This window comes from Corynebacterium sp. LK31 (assembly GCF_014335015.1).
In the GTDB taxonomy this organism is placed as follows: Bacteria; Actinomycetota; Actinomycetes; order Mycobacteriales; family Mycobacteriaceae; genus Corynebacterium; species Corynebacterium jeikeium_D.
Window position 1 is genome coordinate 23,722 of the sequence record NZ_PDGW01000009.1, and the last position, 19,057, is coordinate 42,778.

21 protein-coding genes are annotated in these 19,057 nt (G+C 57.7%); 12 read left to right on the forward strand and 9 right to left on the reverse strand.

What is annotated here, in order from left to right; translation table 11 throughout:
- Window positions 1-62 precede the first annotated feature (62 nt).
- The 5 genes from CRD18_RS02035 to arsC all read right to left on the reverse strand — a co-directional run bounded on the left by CRD18_RS02035 (window position 63) and on the right by arsC (window position 4,408).
- A complete protein-coding gene (locus tag CRD18_RS02035) occupies window positions 63-923 on the reverse strand; it encodes an ABC transporter ATP-binding protein (RefSeq protein ID WP_049193616.1) in 861 nt (286 codons plus the stop codon).
- Window positions 920-2,017, reverse strand: a complete 1,098-nt coding sequence (locus tag CRD18_RS02040) for an iron ABC transporter permease (protein ID WP_224784253.1) — start codon at window positions 2,015-2,017, stop codon at window positions 920-922. The genes CRD18_RS02035 and CRD18_RS02040 overlap by 4 nt, the downstream gene beginning before the upstream one ends.
- Before the next feature lie 141 nt (window positions 2,018-2,158).
- Window positions 2,159-2,326 carry an antitoxin gene (locus tag CRD18_RS02045; protein WP_080969535.1) on the reverse strand — a complete coding sequence of 56 codons (168 nt, stop codon included), beginning with the start codon at window positions 2,324-2,326 and terminating at the stop codon, window positions 2,159-2,161.
- A gap of 142 nt (window positions 2,327-2,468) precedes the next feature.
- On the reverse strand, window positions 2,469-3,866 hold the full coding sequence (locus CRD18_RS02050) for an MFS transporter (protein ID WP_049189323.1): 1,398 nt from the start codon (window positions 3,864-3,866) through the stop codon (window positions 2,469-2,471).
- A 197-nt stretch (window positions 3,867-4,063) separates the two neighbouring features.
- Complete coding sequence (gene arsC / locus CRD18_RS02055) at window positions 4,064-4,408, reverse strand: arsenate reductase (glutaredoxin) (RefSeq protein WP_049189324.1); 345 nt, start codon at window positions 4,406-4,408, stop codon at window positions 4,064-4,066.
- Window positions 4,409-4,683: 275 nt separating this feature from the next.
- On the opposite strand from arsC, the gene CRD18_RS02060 reads away from it, so the two are divergent.
- From CRD18_RS02060 to CRD18_RS02090, 7 genes are all read left to right on the forward strand, one after another.
- The gene (locus CRD18_RS02060; protein WP_049193620.1) at window positions 4,684-5,814 is read left to right on the forward strand and encodes a metal ABC transporter substrate-binding protein; all 1,131 of its coding nucleotides are present in this window, start codon (window positions 4,684-4,686) and stop codon (window positions 5,812-5,814) included.
- Window positions 5,811-6,506, forward strand: a complete 696-nt coding sequence (locus CRD18_RS02065) for a metal ABC transporter ATP-binding protein (protein WP_049193622.1) — start codon at window positions 5,811-5,813, stop codon at window positions 6,504-6,506. Before CRD18_RS02060 ends, CRD18_RS02065 begins: the two co-directional genes overlap by 4 nt.
- On the forward strand, window positions 6,496-7,326 hold the full coding sequence (locus tag CRD18_RS02070) for a metal ABC transporter permease (protein ID WP_016422353.1): 831 nt from the start codon (window positions 6,496-6,498) through the stop codon (window positions 7,324-7,326). The genes CRD18_RS02065 and CRD18_RS02070 overlap by 11 nt, the downstream gene beginning before the upstream one ends.
- Complete coding sequence (locus CRD18_RS02075) at window positions 7,319-8,137, forward strand: metal ABC transporter permease (RefSeq protein WP_016422354.1); 819 nt, start codon at window positions 7,319-7,321, stop codon at window positions 8,135-8,137. Before CRD18_RS02070 ends, CRD18_RS02075 begins: the two co-directional genes overlap by 8 nt.
- Window positions 8,138-8,140: 3 nt before the next feature.
- A complete protein-coding gene (locus tag CRD18_RS02080) occupies window positions 8,141-8,833 on the forward strand; it encodes a metal-dependent transcriptional regulator (RefSeq protein ID WP_049172669.1) in 693 nt (230 codons plus the stop codon).
- A 77-nt stretch (window positions 8,834-8,910) separates the two neighbouring features.
- Window positions 8,911-9,243 carry a hypothetical protein gene (locus CRD18_RS02085; protein ID WP_049193624.1) on the forward strand — a complete coding sequence of 111 codons (333 nt, stop codon included), beginning with the start codon at window positions 8,911-8,913 and terminating at the stop codon, window positions 9,241-9,243.
- Window positions 9,240-9,761 carry a hypothetical protein gene (locus CRD18_RS02090; protein WP_049193626.1) on the forward strand — a complete coding sequence of 174 codons (522 nt, stop codon included), beginning with the start codon at window positions 9,240-9,242 and terminating at the stop codon, window positions 9,759-9,761. The genes CRD18_RS02085 and CRD18_RS02090 overlap by 4 nt, the downstream gene beginning before the upstream one ends.
- A 13-nt stretch (window positions 9,762-9,774) precedes the next feature.
- On the opposite strand, the gene CRD18_RS02095 is transcribed toward CRD18_RS02090, so the two are convergent.
- A complete protein-coding gene (locus tag CRD18_RS02095; protein WP_224784254.1) occupies window positions 9,775-10,740 on the reverse strand; it encodes an NADP-dependent oxidoreductase in 966 nt (321 codons plus the stop codon).
- A gap of 30 nt (window positions 10,741-10,770) precedes the next feature.
- Entirely contained in the window at window positions 10,771-11,457 is a 687-nt protein-coding gene (locus CRD18_RS02100) for a GntR family transcriptional regulator (RefSeq protein ID WP_049189356.1), read from the reverse strand.
- Between the two features lie 148 nt (window positions 11,458-11,605).
- Between CRD18_RS02100 and CRD18_RS02105 the strand changes: the two genes are divergently transcribed.
- From CRD18_RS02105 to CRD18_RS02125, 5 genes are all read left to right on the forward strand, one after another.
- Complete coding sequence (locus CRD18_RS02105; protein ID WP_049193630.1) at window positions 11,606-12,817, forward strand: NRAMP family divalent metal transporter; 1,212 nt, start codon at window positions 11,606-11,608, stop codon at window positions 12,815-12,817.
- 92 nt (window positions 12,818-12,909) lie between these two features.
- On the forward strand, window positions 12,910-13,683 hold the full coding sequence (locus CRD18_RS02110; RefSeq protein ID WP_049193632.1) for a LamB/YcsF family protein: 774 nt from the start codon (window positions 12,910-12,912) through the stop codon (window positions 13,681-13,683).
- A gap of 71 nt (window positions 13,684-13,754) precedes the next feature.
- A complete protein-coding gene (locus CRD18_RS02115; RefSeq protein ID WP_049172678.1) occupies window positions 13,755-14,408 on the forward strand; it encodes an allophanate hydrolase subunit 1 in 654 nt (217 codons plus the stop codon).
- Between the two features lie 18 nt (window positions 14,409-14,426).
- The gene (locus tag CRD18_RS02120) at window positions 14,427-15,311 is read left to right on the forward strand and encodes a biotin-dependent carboxyltransferase family protein (protein ID WP_049172680.1); all 885 of its coding nucleotides are present in this window, start codon (window positions 14,427-14,429) and stop codon (window positions 15,309-15,311) included.
- An 87-nt stretch (window positions 15,312-15,398) separates the two neighbouring features.
- The gene (locus CRD18_RS02125; RefSeq protein ID WP_049193633.1) at window positions 15,399-15,866 is read left to right on the forward strand and encodes a GNAT family N-acetyltransferase; all 468 of its coding nucleotides are present in this window, start codon (window positions 15,399-15,401) and stop codon (window positions 15,864-15,866) included.
- Window positions 15,867-15,915: 49 nt separating this feature from the next.
- On the opposite strand, the gene CRD18_RS02130 is transcribed toward CRD18_RS02125, so the two are convergent.
- On the reverse strand, window positions 15,916-17,391 hold the full coding sequence (locus CRD18_RS02130; RefSeq protein ID WP_070546438.1) for an NAD(P)(+) transhydrogenase (Re/Si-specific) subunit beta: 1,476 nt from the start codon (window positions 17,389-17,391) through the stop codon (window positions 15,916-15,918).
- A 6-nt stretch (window positions 17,392-17,397) separates the two neighbouring features.
- Complete coding sequence (locus CRD18_RS02135) at window positions 17,398-18,987, reverse strand: Re/Si-specific NAD(P)(+) transhydrogenase subunit alpha (RefSeq protein WP_070546440.1); 1,590 nt, start codon at window positions 18,985-18,987, stop codon at window positions 17,398-17,400.
- Between the last annotated feature and the right edge of the window lie 70 nt (window positions 18,988-19,057).

Consider the following 19,057-nt stretch of genomic DNA (forward strand, 5'->3'; position numbering starts at 1 on the left):
AGTTTTGATTGTTGGGAAAGTTTTCGGTTGCGTTATCGCTAGCTGGAATCAGTTAGCCGCAATCAGTCAGCCGGGCGAGCCCGAGCCAACGCCGTCACTCGCACCGAACCGGTATGCGGATCCGTATCGACAGCGCTGGAGATGCGATAAATCGCATCTATTCGGGGAGGCGTCAGCACTTCTTCGGCGGAACCAGTGACTTCCAATCCGCCGTTGTGAATCACACTGAGCCGGTGGCAGCTGCGGGCCGCGAGGTTGAGGTCATGAAGGACGACTCCGATACCGTGGCCTTCGTCGGCAAGCTCGCCGAGGAGCTCGAGGATTTCCAGCTGAAACCCGATGTCCAAGGCCGCAGTGGGTTCGTCGAAAAGCATGACCTTGGCCTGTTGTGCCAATAGCTTTGCGATGAACACCAATTGCCGCTGCCCGCCGGACAGAGCTGTGATAGGGCGGTCGGCGAGTGCGGTGACACCGACGCGGTCGAGAGCGTAGGCGACGATGTCGTGGTCCGTGGAGTTTAGTGAGCTGCGGAAACGGTCACGCCGACGGTGGTGCGCGTACCTGCCGAGTGCCACGACAGTTCGAACGTCAATAGCAGTATCGGCCGGTGTGTGCTGCGGCAGGTACGCCAACCGGGTGGCGCGTTCGTGGGCACGAAGCTTCGTCAGCGGCGCGCCGAGGAGCTCAACCTGCCCCGAACTCGGTGTCACAATGCCAGCCATAGCACGGAGCAAGGAGGATTTTCCGGTGCCGTTGGAGCCGATGATGCCTTGGACTTCGCCAGGTCGAATAGCAAGGTTCACGCCACTTACGACGGTCCGATTGCGGTAACCGACACTGAGATCGGTAGCCCGCAGCAGCGCGGTGCTGTCGGTGTCTGGCTTAGTGACGTGGTCGGTGAGATTTTGCGTCTGCTGACTCATGACTGGCGACCACCTTGCCGAAGAATCAACGCGAGTAGCGCAGGTGCGCCAAGGAACGCGGTGACTGTGCCAGTTTGCAGAGCAACTGGGGAAAAGAGACTGCGGGCGACGAGGTCGGCGAGAATGAGAAATACTGCGCCGAGGCACATAGAAATGGGCAGCAGGCTGCGGTGATCGGGGCCGATGGCAAGGCGAATCAGGTGCGGGACGACCAATCCGACAAAGGAAATAACGCCAGTGACAGCGACGCCCGCTGCCGTGACTAAAGCAGCCAGGGCGAGTAGCAGTTGCCGGATCCAGACTGTGCGCATACCAGTGGCAGCGGCCTGTTCTTCGCCGAGGAGGAGCAGGTTGAGTTCGGGAATGAGCATCATCAGGATAACCGTGCCGACGGTAATGGGGCCGACTGCCAGCGCAATGTCCTGCCAATTGGCAGCAGTTAAATCGCCGTTGAGCCAGAACATGGCCTGTTGTGCGTCATCGCTGTGTGGCGCGTTCGCGATGGTGGCGGCGATGACTGCGCCGAGGAACGCATTGAGCGCAATGCCGACGAGCAACAGGGTGGCTCCACTGCCGCCATTGAGACCGGCGACGATCTGGACAAATATGACAGCCAGCAACGCGCCTATGAATGCGCCTGCCGAGAGGACCCACGGCGCTTTCGCGGCCACGCCAGTGACGATGAGAATAACGGCTACCACTGCTGCACCGGAGGAGACACCGGTAACACCGGGTTCCGCCAGTGGATTGCGAAAGACTGCCTGCATGGTTGCGCCTGCGACAGCGAGCGAGGCACCGACCAGCCCCGCCAACAGGACACGGGGCAGCCGGATGCTCCAGACAAGTGATTGCGTGGCAGGGGATATCTCTGGCAGGAGGTGGTTGAGAGCTGAGAGGTCGTCGGAAAGCGTATTGATGAGCGGGGTGAGCAGTGCGACGATGCCGTTGCTGAAACCTGTTCCCGCGGGGCCGATGGAGATTGCCAAGAGGATTGTGGCGGGGACGGCCAGGAAAAACAGAAAGCCGAAGAGCCGGGCTCGAAGTTTTTGGTTTCGAGTACGCGGAAGAGAAGCTCTATCGACAATAGTTTTCACGTGGCTAATGATGGACAATGTGAAAATAATTGTCAATAAAGGCGTGTCAGCGGTCCTGTGGGATCTCCTAAGGACAGCAAAACCCCGCACCAGCTCCCCTGTGAAAGTGGGGTGCTAATGCGGGGTGAAAAGCTCTGTAGCTTACTTCTCGTCGCCCAGGCGCTCGTCTGCCATGTCGCGAGCCTTCTTGATCTGGTCGGCCTTGTCCTCGCCGAGCTTCTCCTTGCCCAGCTGCTCAGCCTTGTCCAGAACCTTATCGGTGTTCTCTTCGTTGCTCAGTGCTTCCTTGGCCTTGTCCATAAGTCCCATGGTGAAGTCTCCTTCCATTCGTAATGTCTACTCGCGTTTTTTCGTTTGTGACATAGAGTGTACCGATGAATTGGCGACCTTGCGACCGTATTGGCCCCACGGAGTGAAGTTGAGATTCGACTAGCTACACCGTGGCCGACAGTTATTGAGCTGTTTTGGTGCGGGCTTCATCTGCCTTGTGCATGACATCGCGCTCGTACTTGCCGACGAACATCATGAGGACAAACGCTATAGCGACAACGCCAATGAGGGTTGCGAATGTAACATTCCAGCCTGCGAAGTCGATCAAGAGGCCGACACCAGTCGAGGCGAGTGTTGCGCCGAGAAGGTATCCAAACAATCCAGTGAAACCAGCTGCGGTTCCCGCAACATACTTAGGCGAGAGGTCGATGGCCTGCAGTCCGATGAGCATGATTGGACCGTAAATGAGTGCGCCGATCAGAGAGATGAGCACGTAGAACATCCACAATGGTGCCGTAGCGGGTAGCTGCCAGTACGCGAAAATGGTGATGCCGGTGCCGACCAGGAAGAGCATGCCGGCGCCTGAGCGCCAACCCTTGAAGACCTTGTCGGAGACCCATCCGCACAGCAAGGTGCCCACAATTGCTGCGCCCTCGTAGAGCATGAATCCGATGATTCCGCCCGTGACGTTGGTCTTGTGCAATTCGTTTGTCAAGTAAATCGGAATCCAGTTAAGAACTCCGTAACGGAGTGCGTAGACGAACACATTGGCCAGCGCCAGCATGACGATAACCGGATTGGTAAGAACATGGTTCTTGACGATTGTGAACCAGGGTTCTTGTGCCTCGTCATTAGTTCCTTCGACCTTGTCCGGGTCGTTCCGGTATTCCTCTACCGGAGGCAGACCCATGGATTGCGGGTTATCTCGAATCAGCAGGAATGCGATGGCGGCAATCACGAGCGCGACAATTGCCGGTAGCCAGAATGCGGGAGTCCAGTCGGCGTCGGAAGTGGCGAACGAATGCAAGCCCCAGGCTGCCAGAGCACCGCCGACGGCGGCGCCGACATTGTGGGCAGTGTTCCAGATCGACATCAAGGTGCCACGCTCGGATGTCGAGAACCAGTGGACGACAACGCGTCCAGAAGGAGGCCAGCCCATGCCTTGGAACCAGCCATTGATGAACATGACTGTCGCGAAAATTGCAACAGAGGCACTGATTGCTGGGACGAATGCAACAAAGAGGTTTACGACCGCGGACAGTGCTAGGCCAAGTGGGAGGAAGTACCTGGCATTGGCCCTGTCGGAGAGCATGGCCATGAAGAATTTGGATAGGCCGTAGGAGAACAGAACTGCATTGGCTACGATGCCGATTCCGGCTGCGCCAAGTAGGTCGTGCTTTTCCAGTACGGCGGACACCAGGGGGATGTTATTTCTGATGAGGTAGAAGCCCGCGTAGCCGATGAAGATGCCCATGAACACGTTGAATCGCCAGGTTCGGTAGGTCGGGGCAATTTTTTCCTCGGGGAGGGGAGCTGCTGGGCCGGGTGCGCTGAGCCAGCCGAGCCTCTGACTGCTCATAATGACAGTCCTTTCGCTGAAGGCCGCCGTTGCCTCTAATGCAACCTGTGCGGGTGGTTAGGGCAGCAGGCGGGGAGCTTTATCGTTTCAGCGTTGAGTTTACAGAGACTTCAGTCTCTATTAACGGGGCATTAACCTCCCGGCCTTGGAGGTCTTTGAGAGGGGTTGGCGTAAAAGCAATTAATGCTTGTCACTGCCTAGAGAATGTCATTAATGGCCTCGGTGGGGCGAGCCATCCTTACCCCCTTATTGGTGACGACAAATGGGCGCTCAATCAGGCGTGGGTGTGTGACCATTGCGTCCAGCAGTTCCTCGTCGCTGGAGTCCTTGGAGAGTCCCAGTTCCTTGAACTCTGCTTCCTTGGTGCGCACGGCATCGATGACGCTCAGGCCGGCCGCCTCGATTAGCGAGCGCAGCTCGGTCTTGGTTGGAGGAGTGTCTAGGTACTTGATGATCTCCGGCTCGATTCCGGCCTCGCGTAGTACGGCGAGAGCTTGGCGGGACTTTGAGCAGCGGGGGTTGTGGTAAATCTTCGCTTCCATGTCTCCATCATGGCTGATGTTGTGGTGTGGCGGTTGATGGAGCGGTGTAACTGTATGGGGTGAGACCTTGTTCATTATTTATCCTGAAAGGCTGTAAAGCCAACAACACTTAAGTTCAATAGGTTGAAAATAGTTGTCGTTAGGTTTACTCTCACACGTGATAGATGAACGGCGAAGTGCGCTCCAACCGCCCCTAAGGTGACCAGATTTACTGAAGCGGCCGGTCAGCGTAGCCGTCGTAAAGCAATAACAAACAATCAAGAGCGGACACCAACATGACAATTTCCGGAAAACTTTCGCGATCAGCTAAGTCCATGTGTGCGGGCCTTTCGATCTTGCTAGCGGGCGCTGGCCTTGCAGCGTGTGGCGATGGCAGTGAGGGAGCCAGCGGCGAGAACCCAATCAACGTCGTGGCTTCCACGACGCAGATTTGTGATTACGTGAAGCAGCTGGACATCGATGAAGTTGATTTGACCTGCCTGTTGGCGCCGAATGCAACAGCACATGAGCTCGAAATGACCCATGAGCAGCTGACCAAGACTGGTAACGCCGATCTCTTGTTCGTCAACGGAGTCGATTTGGAGCACTTCCTGGACCAGGCGATTGAGTCCTCGGGCTTTTCCGGAACGATGGCAGTAACCAGTGGCGTTCTCACTGCAGGTGACGTAGATGCCATGAAGGCAGCCAAGGACACGGACAAAACCAAGCCGCTGCCACCAGAGAAGGCGAAGAATGGTAACTACACCATCGACCGAGGGGTGGAAAAGATTGATGTCGCCCCATGGCCATTCCCGCCGGAAGAACCCGGTGAGGAGGCGGAATTCCGCTTCGATCCGCATGTATGGACCTCACCGAAGAACGCCAAGATCCAGGTTGCCAATATCGGCTATGCCCTGGAACAGGTCGCTGAGGAACGTGGCGACAATGAGCTGAAGTCCACCATCGCCGACCACGTTGCGGCCTACCAGGAGAAGCTGAATCAGCTGGATGAGTGGGCAAATAAGTCCATCGCCACCGTGTCGGACCCTGTGCTGTTTACCAGCCACGATGCCTTTGGATACTTCTCCCACGAGTTCAATATCAACTTCATCGGCGCAGCGCTGTCTGATTTCAACGAGCAGCAGGATGCCACGGCCGCGCATATCGCCGAGGCGGCAAAGACCGTGAAGGACTCGGGTGCAACCGCGCTGTTTGCGGAGAACTCGAACAACTCGAAATCAATTGAGGCGATCGCCAAGGCCGCAGGTGTCAAGGCCATCGTTGGTGAGGACGCACTCTACGGCGACTCCCTTGGTCCGGCTGGCAGTGATGGCGAGACCTACATCGGTTCCATCATCCACAACGTCACTCAGGTTGTGACGGCATGGGACGGAACTGTCGCGCCCCTGCCAGAGGGCATCAAATGAGCCGTAACCACTTAGCCAACCCCATGTCTGCCGAGCCCATAGTCACGCTCCGCGATGCCTCATTCGGCTACACGGCGGTACCCATCGTCAATCACATCACCGCCAATGTCGCGCCGGGTACCGGGCTTGCACTCATCGGCGCCAATGGCTCTGGAAAAACGACTGTGCTGCGCGGAATCCTGGGTGGGACTCGTCTTCTCGCTGGTGAGATGCACAACAACGCGAAGATTGTGTCCTACGTCCCGCAGTCGGCAGACCTCGATCGCACTTTTCCGGTCACGGCGTTCGATGTCGTCGCCATGGGGGTGCTGCACGAACTGCGCCCCTTCCAACCGCTTGGACACCGCAAAGAACGCATCCACGCAGCGCTAGCCAAAGTCGGGCTTGCCGACCGCACCAGTGAACGTTTCGGCAACCTCTCCGGTGGTCAGCAGCAACGCGTCCTGTTGGCGCGCGCCATCGTCGCACGTCCGCAACTTGTGCTTCTCGACGAGCCGTTCAACGGCCTCGACACTGAAAATCGGGCGATGCTGCTGAATCTCCTCAACGAACTGAAGGAAAATGGCACGGCAATTATCGCGGCCACCCATGATCTTGTTCTTGCTGAGGAGACCTGCGAAAACACATTAATTGTGGCGGAGCAGCCGGCTTTTGGTGCGACCTCGAAGTTGGTGCCAGCCTATGTGGACTGAGCTTGCGAATGAGCTTGGGGTAGCGCCTTTCATGTTCAGGCCACTAGTGCTGCTGATTGCCCTCGGGGCGGTCTCTGGCCTGGTCGGTGTCATCGTGAACCTGCGTGGCCTCGAGTTCAATGCCGAGGCCATGGTGCATTCGATTTTTCCCGGAATTGTGGCCGGTGCCGTATTCGGCGGCATCGACATGATTATCCCGGTGGCTGCAGCATTTGCGGTGGTAGTGGCAGTAGCACTGACCTTGGTATCGCGCTCGCACATGTCGGAAGCCGGAGTGGCAGTTGTACTGACCAGCTTCTTTTCCATCGGTGTGATTCTCTCGCTGAAGAAAGGTGACCAGTCAGGACAGCTGGAAGCGCTCATGTTCGGGCGACTGCTGGAAGTCACTGACTCCCGTCTCACCAGCGCCCTGATTGTCTGTGCCATCGCCTTGGTTCTTATCGCAGTGACCTGGCGCCGGCAGGTGTTTGTTGCCTTTGATCGCTTCGGTGCCAAAGCCGCAGGCGTCAATGTGTGGGGCATCGACCTCACCATTAACGCGGCGATTGCTGCGGTCGTGGTGTCGTCGGCAAGCGCTGTGGGCGTGCTTCTGGTAGTCGGATATCTGGTCGTGCCGGGAGCGGCGGCGAGACTGCTGACTCGCCGAGTTCATGTGATGGTGCCGATTGCGATTGCAGTGGGCTGCCTCAGCGGAATCGTTGGTTTGGCACTGGTGCCTTTGGGGCCGGTGTCGCCTCAGGCAGTCGTCGCGCTGACCTCGGTGGGACTGTATTTCATGGCACTGGGGCTGCGCGTCGTGCTGGGAGGAGACCGTGTCTAGCATCCTGATTTTGCCCATTATCGAACTGATACTGGTAGGAGCCCTGGCTGGAGTAGTTGGGGTGCTCGCGGTGCTGGGAAAACAAGTGTTCTTCGCAGAAGCGATTACACATGCGACTTTTCCCGGCGCGGTTGTGGGCGTTGTTATTGCGGCAGCGCTCGGCCTGAGCCACTCGTGGATTTCGGTGTTCCTCTTTATCGGAGCATTTCTGATGTGTATTCCGATTGGGGCACTGTTCGGTCTGTCAAAGGTGGGAACGACGTCCTCGGCGGCAGGAATTGTGCTGACATTTGGGTTCGCACTGGGCTACTTCCTGAACAAGTGGTTCGCCCCGTTGCCGGTGAAGGTAGAAAGCTTCCTGGTCGGCAGCGTACTTAACGTGAACAAGATTGATATTGTGCTGTCCGGTGGCCTCTTGCTGCTGGTGGCGTTGGTGCTGGTGGCTCGGTGGCGCCAGCTGATTTACTTCACATTCGATCCGGAGTCTTTCGGGGTCGCGCATTCGAGGAGAAGAGCACAGTTGGTCATCAGCGGGCTGATTGTGTTGACTCTGGTGGCGCTGATTCCGGCTGTCGGCACGATTTTATCCATCGCGCTGTTGGCTGCCCCGGCAGCTGCGCTGGTTGGGGTAGTGAACGATACCCGTTTGCTATTCGTGTTAGCACCATTGATGGGTATCGCGATTGGCCTGGTGGGGCTATTCATTGCGGTGGCGGCGAACTTGTCAGTTGGTGGCTGTATTGGCGTGTGCGCCGGTTGTTTCTATGTCCCCCTCAAGATTGCGGCAACACGCAATAACGCTAGAGTTTAAAGAATGCACGTGGAGGATTTACCAGCAAAGACCCAGGACTACCTCAAGGTCATTTGGGATTTGCACGAGCGCACCGGTGAAAAAGTGGCACTAGGCGACGTCGCTGAGCGGATGGGTGAAAAGAAGCCCACCGCCAGCGAAGCTGTGAAGAAGCTAGCTGCACGTGGACTTGTCAACCACGAGCCGTACCGGGGCATTAGCCTGTCGGACCGTGGGCGGGATATTGCGCTGATCATGGTGCGTCGCCACCGGCTTATTGAAAGCTTCTTGGTCTCGACTCTGGGATACACCTGGGATGAGGTTCACGAGGAAGCTGAAAAGCTTGAGCATGCGGTCTCGGATGATTTCATTAGTCGCATTGATGCAATGCTGGGATTCCCTGAGCGCGATCCGCATGGCGATCCAATTCCCAGCGCCAGCGGTACCATCGCCAGCGCAGTGCGCACTGACCTGACGGATATCGAAGCTGGCGCGATGGTGGTAGTCGATCGTATTAACGACTCCGATCCTGAATTGCTGCGCTATTTGGCTACATCAGGGGTAGGCCCGGGGACCGTGCTCCGAGCCGAAGCCGCACCATATGCAGGTATGCATGTCTTCGCCATCATCGATGAGGTGGGCGATAACGAGCCAAAGAAAATTCATGTGGCAGACTCGGCACTATGGGCAATCAAGGCGACTCCAACAACCAACTGACGAGAGCCGCAGCGCGCTCTTACTATAAGGTGTCGCGGAATCTCACTGGGCCGACGAAAGTGCCACCCGCACCGTCAGTGTCGTTCGACAGCGTGAAGAGTGCTCGTCGGCAGGCATATGCCAGTGTCGAGAGTGTTGATGTGCCGTTGAATGCCATCGCTATCTCACGCGCCGAGCAGCAGGAACACATGGTTGACCTCGAACGTCGATTGAATGCCTCGACCAAAGACATGCGTGCCCTGGTTGACTACGAAGAGCAGCGCATTGCGGTTACTAGCACTGTCAAAGAGGCAATCGTCTATACGCTGCTGGCAATACTCCTTCTGGCAGCAGCCATTGGACTTGGCTACGCCAGCCACCTGGGGGCCGATGCGATTTTGAATGCTGCGGCGGAGGTGACGCCGCGATGAGTAAACGCTCAGGCTCCGACAACGGGTGCGCGACGGTCATTGTCGTATTTTTCTTCTTCGGCCTGATTGTTCAGCTCTTCGGTGTCACGCTGTGGATTCTGCAATATGCATTGCCAGTTGCGGGCTTGGTGCTTGCGATTCTCATTGCATACCAGGCGTGGGTCGGTGTGCGCCGCAGCGCTGAGGCGCACGAGCTCGCCGAGCGTAATCACGCTGAGCTGCAACAGATTGCCATGGACACCGAGTACCAGCTCACCGCAATCCTCTCTGCCTGGGACAACGTGAACACCACAATGGGTGTCGGCACCATCTACAAAGATGTATTTGCCTCCGGTGAGGCTACGCCGGAGCTCATCGAGCTACGCGGTGAGCTCTCTCGTGCTCGGAAGCTAAACAACCGACTGCGCGAGCAGCGTGAAACTATGACCAACCGGGAGCTGGTGGAAGCCATCTCTGATGCCGACGCGCTGTGGTGCTCGCTGACGAAGACGTATCAGAACGCTCGTCGCGAGCTGTAGTAACGCACCTGGTTTACTCGACGGTCATCACAATCTTGCCGTCAGCGTGCCCGTCTTCCAATACTCGGTGGACCTCCGCGACCTCGGTGAGATTCTTAGTCAGTCCGATAGGAAGTGAAATCTCACCGGCAACCACGCGGTCGGCCAGGTCGGCGTAAATAGTCGTGTCATTCGAAATAGCCGGAATGTGCGCCTCAATGCCACGTTCCTTCGCCGGTGCCAGATCGGCCAGTGAAGGTAGCGCCACGATCCGACCATCCGATGGCAACACATCCAGCGAGGGCAGGAAGGTGTCGAAGTACACGCCATCGAGCACAACATCTACGCCCTCGGGGAACCGTCGACGCACAACCTCGAATACATCTTCCGCTGTGTAATCAAGATGCTGCGCGCCAAAGCCCACTAGTTTTTCATGATGGCGTGACGACGCACTGGCCAACACAGTTGCGCCACGGGCAACTGCCAGCTGCGTCATCAGCTGGCCAACGCCGCCGCCGGCACCATGAATGAGTACGGTGTCACCGCTTTTTACCTTCGCTAGCTGATCGACAGCCACGGTCGCCGTGATTCCCACTAGGGCAAGGCCCGCAGCGGTTACGTCGTCAAGCGAATCGGGTGTTCGAACCACACCGTCGGCGGGGAAGACGTTGTGCGTTGCGTAGGTGCCGCGGAAGTCATCGAAGCCGCGCATGCCGAAGACTCGGTCGCCGGGGTGGAAGTTGTCCACACCTTCGCCGACGGCAACGACTTCGCCAGCGGCTTCGCGTCCGAGGACGGCGGGAGGGGTGAACTTTGCGCACAGACCGGAAGAGCCATCGCGCATCTTGTAATCCAGCGGATTCGCGCCGATGGCTGTGGTTTTGACCAGGATTTCGCCGGGACCGGGCTGAGCATGATCGATAAGTGTCCTGGTGAAAATGTCAGCGGGGCCGAACTCCGGAATGGTCATTGCGTATGCGTTGCCTGAATTTGCTGCCATGTCCATCACTTTAGTCCTAGCAGCTAATTATCAACGGTCGGCAAGCGGGAGGGCAGCGGTGACGGCACTGAACGACTCATTGAGGTAGGCGCTGAGGAGGTCGGCGGCGTGGTTTGGGGTGTCCTCGATGAGAACTTTGGCGATACTGATGTGGCGATCGGCGTATCGGGCATGGAGTTCGATGCTTTGGGGGTAGGAGAGGAAGCAAAGACGGAGTTGGGCCTGAATTGATTCGGCGGTGGCTAACAGGTCGGGGGACCCGGAAGCTCTGACGATGGCGAGGTGAAAGGCATTATTCCGTTCGGGAAGGTTCAATGATGACTGTGAACCACAAATAGAAAGAATCTCTTCGCCGAGGAGCTTTGCCTGGCTCTTGCTTAGCGATCGCAGTGTTCCGCATTCGACGACATGGCGAAAGGCATACAGTTCGCGGATGCGTTGTTTGTCGAAGGAAGCGATAAACACGCCGTGATGAGGGATGTGAGTAAGTAGCCCCTCAGATTCCAGCTTGCGGTAGACCTGTCGGATGGTGTTGCGACTGACCTGCAGTCGCGCAGCAAGTTGGGTTTCACGGAGCTGCTCGCCACTGTAGTGCTTTCCGGCGAGAATCTCTCGGCGCAGGACAGTTGCGGTGACATCCGCTACTGAAACGTCTTGTTGTTTTTCCCCAGAGGACGTGTGGGGCTGATCGTCGAGGATGCTTCCGGGGGTAGTCATGTAATACAGACTACTAAAGCACTTTTGTGTGGCGGCCATCACCAATTAACATACGAGACATTGTTCAACAATCTCTGTGCAGGCGATCTTCAACGTGGGAATCCTTCAACGTGGGAATCGTCAGACTTGTAGGGAAAGGCCTTACGCTATGGACGCTTCAACATCTGCCCATAAGGCGCGGCGAACGGCACTCCTCGGCGCCGTATTCCTGATGGCGACCAGTGCTATCGGGCCGGGCTTCCTCACCCAGACCGCAACCTTTACGGCCAAGCTTGGCGCGGCTTTCGCCTTTGCCATTGTGATCTCGGTGCTTCTTGATATCGCGATTCAGCTCAACGTGTGGCGAGTGATTGCTGTCTCTGGACGCCGCGCGCAGGAGCTCGGCAACGCCGTGCTTCCGGGGCTGGGCTGGTTAATGTCAATTCTCATTGTCATCGGTGGTGTGGTCTTCAATATTGGCAACGTCGGCGGTGCTGGACTTGGTGCGAACGCGATGTTGGGCGTGGACGCAAAGATTGGCGGCATTGTTACTGCAATCCTCGCCATTGGCTTCTTCCTCTCCCGTCGGGCGGGTATGGCGCTGGACAAGGCACTCGTTGTGCTCGGTGTCGTGATGATTCTGGTCACTGGAATTGTGGCGTTCAGTTCTAACCCGCCAGTAGGGGAAGCACTGAAGAACACGGTCATGCCCGACACGATTGACTTGTTGGCAATCATCACGCTCGTCGGTGGCACTGTTGGCGGGTACATTACTTACGCTGGCGCTCACCGCATGCTTGATGCTGGCGCCGGCGGTGTAGAGAACCTCGCACAGACCACTCGCTCATCTGTTACGAGCATCATCGTCACAGCCATCATGCGTTTCCTCCTTTTCCTAGCTGTCTTGGGAGTGGTTGCGGGTGGCGTGGTCCTCAATACGGATGGAAACCCCGCTGCAGAGGCATTCCAAGCTGCGGCAGGAGATTGGGGTATGCGCTTCTTTGGCGTTGTCCTGTGGGCTGCGGGAATCTCGTCGATTGTGGGTGCCAGCTACACCTCAGCAACATTTCTGACTCGTTCCTCGGGTGCTGGAGCCAAGACTCAAAACACGATCACCATTGTCCTAATTGCAATCTCCACGCTGCTCTTCGGTGTCATCGGTACGGCTCCAGCGACGCTGTTGGTTTTCGCCGGAGCCTTCAATGGTTTGGTTCTTCCAATTGGCGTTACTGTGCTGATTTACATCGCGCTGTTCCGTGCGGATCTCATGAATGGTTACAAGTACCCGAAGTGGTTGGCGGCTATCGGAATCTTGGGTGTCGCAGTCGCCTGGTTCTTGGCGTGGCGCTCATTCGGCGGTGTGTTTGAAATGCTCGGCTAATCCCCCCCCGGTTTCTCGCACAGCTCAGATGAGAACCAACATAACAACGGTACAAAGACCAGCATTATTACTTGGAAGGAGCGGTGACGTTTATGGGCGCCACTATCGATCTCAACTCTGACCTTGGGGAAGCGTTCGGCTCGTGGAAGATGGGTGATGATATCGCTCTGCTGAACATTGCGACCAGTGCCAATATTGCCTGCGGGTATCACGCGGGTGACGCTAGCGTCATGATGGAGACCTGTGAGGCAGCTGCCGTGCGCGGAATTCGCATCGGCGCGCACGTCGCCTACCGCGATCTCGCCGGATTCGGACGACGACGCATGGATTACTCACATCGAGAATTGCGAGCCGAAACCGTCTACCAGATTGGTGCACTTTCGGCATGTGCACGGGCGGTGGGTACCGAAGTTTCCTACGTCAAGCCCCACGGTGCCCTCTACAACCGCATCGCAGTGGATGAAAATCAGGCCGCTGCAGTGGTGGAGGCGCTCCTGCTCGCTCGCTCCACCTGCGGAGATGAGCTTGCCATTATGGCGCAGCCGGGGTCGGTCATCGAACGGCTCAGCCTCGACGCGGACCTCCCTGTGATTAGGGAAGCTTTTGCAGATCGCGCTTACAACTCCGATGGAACTCTGGTGTCCCGAGTACTCGAGGGGTCGGTCATTGTAGAACCCGATGCCGTCGTCAAACGCGTCATTGCAATGGCTAGCGGGGAACCAATCGTCGCCTACGACGGTTCACCGTTGACCGTGCAGGCTGACTCTATTTGTTTGCACGGAGACACCCCTGGTGCGGTCGAACTCTCCCGTATGATTCGCCAAGGGCTCGTCGACGCCGGAGTCACCGTCGCTGCCCACGTATAGCGCGGACTCGCACACCGGTCTTATCAACCGCAGTTTTTCAACCCCGCAAGAAAGAAAGGATCAGCACCGCCATGGCCGAGATTCGCCCTATGGGAACAAATGCGCTGCTTATCGACTATTCATCATCGGCCAATCCGTTGGCGAAGGTACTTCGTGCACACTCTGCTGCGGCCGAGATCGAGGGACTCGTTGACAGGGTACCTGCAGCCCAAACGCTCCTTCTTCGCTTTCGCGGACCGGCTCGTCGTTACCTCGGCGCAGTAGAAACCGCGCTGCGGGGCAACAATGCGCAGAGGCAGACCGTCGACAAGCGAAAAACAATGACGATTCCCGTTCACTATGACGGCGCGGACCTTGAGTCCTTGGCACAAAGCCTTGGGATGAGCCCCCAAGCGTTAATTGATTGGCACTGCGAACGCCCTTGGACGGCCGCGTTCGGTGGATTCGCGCCGGGCTTTTATTACATGGTGCGCGGGAGCGGTCAGGGGTGGCCAGAGCCGCTTGATATTCCCCGCCTTACGACGCCGCGCACTCGAGTTCCCAAGGGCTCCGTCGGACTTGCGGGCCAATTCGCAGGTGTATATCCCATCGATTCGCCCGGTGGCTGGCAGCTCTTGGGACATACAGATGTGGAGATGTGGGACTTGAATCGGCCTAATCCGGCGCTGCTTGAGCCCGGGGTTGAGGTGCAATTTGAAGCGACTTCTACGGTGAGTGCGGCGTAGAAAAAGGGGGCGGAAGAGATGAAGAATTCTATCGAGATTATTCGACCCGGCATATTGACGACGATTCAGGATTTGGGCCGTGCAGGGCAAGGCAGCCTGGGCGTGAGTACTTCCGGTGCGTTCGACCACGAGTCCGCGGCAGCTGCTAACCGGATGGTTGTCAACGAAGAAAGCCTGGCGGTGCTTGAGTGCGTCGTCGGCGGGTTGGAGTTCCAAGTAGCGGAGGGAGCAATCATATCCTTCGCAGGAGCCCACGGTGAGGTGACTGTCGAGCAGGATGGCAAGGTCATCAAGACCTCGATGAATAGTCGAATTGTGGTCGGGGCGAAGGCAATTGTGCGGCTTGGTACCTTCGATGCAGGTCTTCGCGGGTACGTCGCGATTCGAGGGGGCATCGATGTCGCGGAAGTGCTGGGCTCGCGGTCATACGATACGCTCGGCAAGCTCGGCCCAGCGCCTTTGCAGGCCGGTCAGGTCTTGCAGGTCGGCGACCCGGAGTATTCGACGGGGTCGTCAATCGCAATTTATCCCGCGCCTCATTGGTCGAGCGAGGCTGCGCGCTTAGATGTTGTTCCTGGCCCTCGGGCGGACTGGTTTACGCGGGAAAGCGTCAGTGATTTCTTTCACGAGACATGGACCGTGACGCAAGAGGCCAACCGCGTCGGACTTCGGCTGAATGGGACTACTCTTGAGCGCCAGGTCACCCATGAGTTGGCAAGCGAGGGAATGGTCCCCGGTGCGATACAAGTGCCCGCATCGGGGCAGCCGATTATTTTCGGTCCTGATCATCCGGCGACGGGTGGATATCCGGTCATTGGTGTGTTGACGGAGCCGTCATTGTCGAGGGCCGGGCAATTGGTGCCCGGCGCGAAGGTACAATTCCGCCGGGTGCGGGCGGTATAGGTCTGCGGCTTCATTCTGCGCGATGGTGCGCCACTACGTTTGCCAGCTATGAGCGTCACACCGTTCTTCGCAGTAAAATCAGCCACCATGATTGAACACGCCTCCTTTTCTCAACTCAGCGCGACGGATGTTTATGCCATCTCGGCACTGCGCACCGATGTGTTCTATCTTGAGCAGTCCTGTACAGAGCCGGAAATGGATTGGCGCGACCTGGAAGATACCGCAGAGCACTATTTCATCCGCGACGACAATGACTCCCGCAAGATTATTGCGTACTTGCGTGTAATTGACACGCTCGATGAGTTCTCGACGAGCTACCCGCGCACCATCGGCCGAGTTGTCGTCGATGCTGCGAGCCGGGGTAGGGGGTTGTCCTCGAAACTGCTGCAGCAGGTCATCGCTGACCACCCAGATACGGGGCTGATTCTGCATGCCCAGACGCAGGCGAAGGCTGTGTACGCAAAAGCCGGCTTCCATGAGATCGGGGAGACCTTCATAGAAGCCGGCATTGAGCACATCACGATGGTTCGTGATGCAGCCCGTGGCGAAGCCTAGGAATTAATCGCCTAGGCTCCGATTTGTACGGCGTTGCTTGCCTGAAGTTTTAAGCGTTGACCTTCGAACTCGCCAGGATGCGGTTCAGAGAGTCGACGCTGGCCTTCGCATCGCCGATAAGCATGTCGGTGTTTTCGTTGAAGAACAACGGGTTCTGCACGCCCGAGTAACCCGAACCCATCGAACGCTTGAGAACAATCACGCGCTCAGATTCCCACACCTTCAGCACCGGCATACCCGCAATCGGGGAGCCCGGCTGCTCTGCCATCGGGTTGACGGTGTCATTTGCACCGATGACCAGGGTGACATCCACATCAGCGAAGTCATCGTTGACCTCGTCCAGCTCCAGCACGATGTCGTAGGGAACCTTGGCCTCAGCCAGCAGCACGTTCATGTGACCCGGCAGGCGGCCAGCGACTGGGTGGATACCGAAGACCACTTCCTTGCCGGCCTCACGCAGGTTACGGACTAGGTCAGCAACAGCGTACTGAGCCTGTGCCACAGCCATACCGTAGCCCGGAGCGATGAGGATCTTGTCTGCGTCACGCAGAATCTCGGAGGTGTCCTCGTGGCTGACCTCGGTGTGGGAGCCTTCCACGGCGCTTCCCGACGAAGCCTCGGAGCCAAAGCCACCCAGAATAACGTTGGCAAAGGAGCGGTTCATGGCCTCACACATGATGTACGACAGGTAGGCGCCGGAGGAACCAACCAGCGCACCAGTGATGATGAGCAGCGGGTTGCCAAGCATGAGACCGGTGAAAGCGGCGGCCCAACCGGAATACGAGTTCATGATGGACACGACAACCGGCATGTCGCCGCCACCGATGGCGATGACCAAGTGCCAGCCCAAAAACAGGCCCAAAGCAGTCACTGCAACCATGCATGCCCATGCGATGGCGCCGCCCTCGGTGCCGGTTGCGATGAAGACAGCCAGGAGAACCAGAGTGACCACCAGAATGGCAATGTTCAGAGCGTTGCGGCCCGGCAGCAGAAGCGGCGAGCCCTTGATCTTCTCAGACAGCTTCAGGCCAGCGACGATGGAGCCAGTGAAGGTCACAGCGCCGATGAAGACGCCAATGTAGACCTCACCGAAGTGGAACTTCAGGGCATCGGGGGCTACATCTTCGGCGAAGATGTAGGAGTTGAAGCCGATGAAGATAGCGCCGAGTCCGACCAGACCATTGAACAGTGCAATCAGCTGCGGCATGCCAGTCATGGCAACGCGGCGTGCGCGACTGATACTGATGACACCACCGATGCCGATAGCGACAACGATGAGAATCAGGGTAATCAGCGGCGAGAAGTGAGTATCCGGCTTGGTGTCTGCGGTCACGAGTGCCTGGAAGATGGCAATGACGACGGCTACAGCCATACCGGCGATACCGAAGGAGTTACCGCGGCGAGCGGTCTCCGGCTTGGACAGGCCCGAGAGGGCAGCGAGGAACAGGACGGCGGCGACAATGTAGCCGACGTTGGACAGGCGGTAGGTCCAGTCCAGAAGCGAAGCAGTATCAATGCTAGCCATTAGACTTTATGCCTCCTCTTTCACAAACATGCCAAGCATGCGGTCGGTGACGGCGAAACCGCCGAAGATATTGATGGAGCTAACCACGATGGCCGCGAACGCGAGACCGGAAACCAGCAGGTTGGAGCTTCCCACCTGGAGAATCGCACCCACCAGAACAATGCCGGAAATCGCGTTGGTCTCAGACATCAGCGGTGTGTGTAGGCGCGGCGTGACCGCGGAGATTACGTAGAAGCCAAGCACGATAGCCAAGGTGAGAACCATGAAGTTGGCGCTCACGCTGTGCGGTGCGCTGAGCATAACCACAATTGCCAGCAGTGCCGTCAGGCCCAGAGCAATCTTCGAGCCCAGGCCAGATCCCATGAAGGAAACCTTCTCCGGCGCATTCTCTTCTAATGCGGCCTGGTGAGCCTGCTGCTCCTGCAGTGGGGCAGCAGGGGTGACAGCGACCTTGATTGGCGGTGGTGGCCAGAGAATCTCAGCTCCGGCAGCGCCGGCGCCATTCTGTGGGCGAGCCTTTGTCACCGTGATGCCACGGATAATCTCGTCCTCGAGATTGAGAACTGGAGAGCCATCCTTTTCCGGCGTGATCAGCTTGAACAGGTTGAAAATGTTCTGTCCGTACAGCGACGATGCCTGCGCGGGCAGACGTCCTGCAAGGTCGGTGTAACCGATGATGGTCACACCGTTGTCAGTGACAATGGTCTTGCCTGGAACGGTCATCTCGCAGTTGCCGCCACCGGCGGCAGCCATGTCGACGATGACGCTGCCTGGCTTCATAGCTGCAACATCGGCAGCAGTCAGCAGCAGTGGAGAGCGACGGCCAGGGATATTCGCGGTGGTAATGACAATGTCAGCCTGCGCGGACTGCTCGGAGTAGAGCTTCGCGGCAGCGGCAGCCTGATCATTGGTCATTTCCTTGGCGTAGCCATCTTCGGACTTCTCGGTGGCGGCCGGAATCGGGATGAACTCTGCACCCATCGATTCGACCTGTTCACCGGCTTCAGGGCGCAGGTCTGTTGCCTTAACAACCGCGCCCATAGAGTTGGCCGTACCGATCGCCGCAAGTCCGCCGACACCAGCGCCGATGACGTAAACGGTAGCTGGCGGCATCTTGCCTGCGGCAGTCACCTGACCAGTGAAAAGGCGACCATATGCAGAAGCCGCTTCGACTACTGCGCGGTAGCCGCCGATGTTGGCCATCGACGACAGTACGTCCATCGACTGTGCCCTGGAAATGCGGGGAACTGCATCCATAGCAAGGGCGGTGATGTTGCGTTGCGCGAGCTCTTCGACCAGTTCTTCGTTTCGGCCTGGCGCAAGTCGGCTGATCAGCATGGCACCGTCGTTAAGCAGTGCACGGAACTGCTCCGGCGGAGTGTCGAGCGTTACGACGATATCGCTGTGCCAGACAGACTCGTCGACAATGGTGGCACCGGCGGATTCGTAGTCCGCGTCGGTGAACTTAGCAGCCAGGCCGGCGTCAGCCTGCACGGCGACCTCGTAGCCAAGCTTGACGAGTTTGCCGACGGTCTCCGGGGTCGCAGCCACAATTGTTTGCTGGGGATCGGGTTCTAAAGGGATGCCGATTCTCATTGTGGGAGTTCTTTTCTGTTCGGGGGTTTTATTAAGGGCCATGCACACTCGGTTGTCGGTTAACAGTGAG

Excerpts from the sequence above, each read along its gene's own strand:
- CRD18_RS02095 (WP_224784254.1), bottom strand. The coding sequence starts at position 10,740 with ATGGCAGCAAATTCAGGCAACGCATACGCAATGACCATTCCGGAGTTC.
- CRD18_RS02045 (WP_080969535.1), bottom strand. The coding sequence starts at position 2,326 with ATGGGACTTATGGACAAGGCCAAGGAAGCACTGAGCAACGAAGAGAAC.
- CRD18_RS02105 (WP_049193630.1), top strand. The coding sequence starts at position 11,606 with ATGGACGCTTCAACATCTGCCCATAAGGCGCGGCGAACGGCACTCCTC.
- CRD18_RS02035 (WP_049193616.1), bottom strand. The coding sequence starts at position 923 with ATGAGTCAGCAGACGCAAAATCTCACCGACCACGTCACTAAGCCAGAC.
- CRD18_RS02120 (WP_049172680.1), top strand. The coding sequence starts at position 14,427 with ATGAAGAATTCTATCGAGATTATTCGACCCGGCATATTGACGACGATT.
- CRD18_RS02125 (WP_049193633.1), top strand. The coding sequence starts at position 15,399 with ATGATTGAACACGCCTCCTTTTCTCAACTCAGCGCGACGGATGTTTAT.
- CRD18_RS02115 (WP_049172678.1), top strand. The coding sequence starts at position 13,755 with ATGGCCGAGATTCGCCCTATGGGAACAAATGCGCTGCTTATCGACTAT.
- CRD18_RS02065 (WP_049193622.1), top strand. The coding sequence starts at position 5,811 with ATGAGCCGTAACCACTTAGCCAACCCCATGTCTGCCGAGCCCATAGTC.
- CRD18_RS02110 (WP_049193632.1), top strand. The coding sequence starts at position 12,910 with ATGGGCGCCACTATCGATCTCAACTCTGACCTTGGGGAAGCGTTCGGC.
- CRD18_RS02130 (WP_070546438.1), bottom strand. The coding sequence starts at position 17,391 with ATGGCTAGCATTGATACTGCTTCGCTTCTGGACTGGACCTACCGCCTG.
- CRD18_RS02050 (WP_049189323.1), bottom strand. The coding sequence starts at position 3,866 with ATGAGCAGTCAGAGGCTCGGCTGGCTCAGCGCACCCGGCCCAGCAGCT.
- CRD18_RS02080 (WP_049172669.1), top strand. The coding sequence starts at position 8,141 with ATGCACGTGGAGGATTTACCAGCAAAGACCCAGGACTACCTCAAGGTC.
- CRD18_RS02100 (WP_049189356.1), bottom strand. The coding sequence starts at position 11,457 with ATGACTACCCCCGGAAGCATCCTCGACGATCAGCCCCACACGTCCTCT.
- CRD18_RS02090 (WP_049193626.1), top strand. The coding sequence starts at position 9,240 with ATGAGTAAACGCTCAGGCTCCGACAACGGGTGCGCGACGGTCATTGTC.
- CRD18_RS02060 (WP_049193620.1), top strand. The coding sequence starts at position 4,684 with ATGACAATTTCCGGAAAACTTTCGCGATCAGCTAAGTCCATGTGTGCG.
- CRD18_RS02070 (WP_016422353.1), top strand. The coding sequence starts at position 6,496 with ATGTGGACTGAGCTTGCGAATGAGCTTGGGGTAGCGCCTTTCATGTTC.
- arsC (WP_049189324.1), bottom strand. The coding sequence starts at position 4,408 with ATGGAAGCGAAGATTTACCACAACCCCCGCTGCTCAAAGTCCCGCCAA.
- CRD18_RS02135 (WP_070546440.1), bottom strand. The coding sequence starts at position 18,987 with ATGAGAATCGGCATCCCTTTAGAACCCGATCCCCAGCAAACAATTGTG.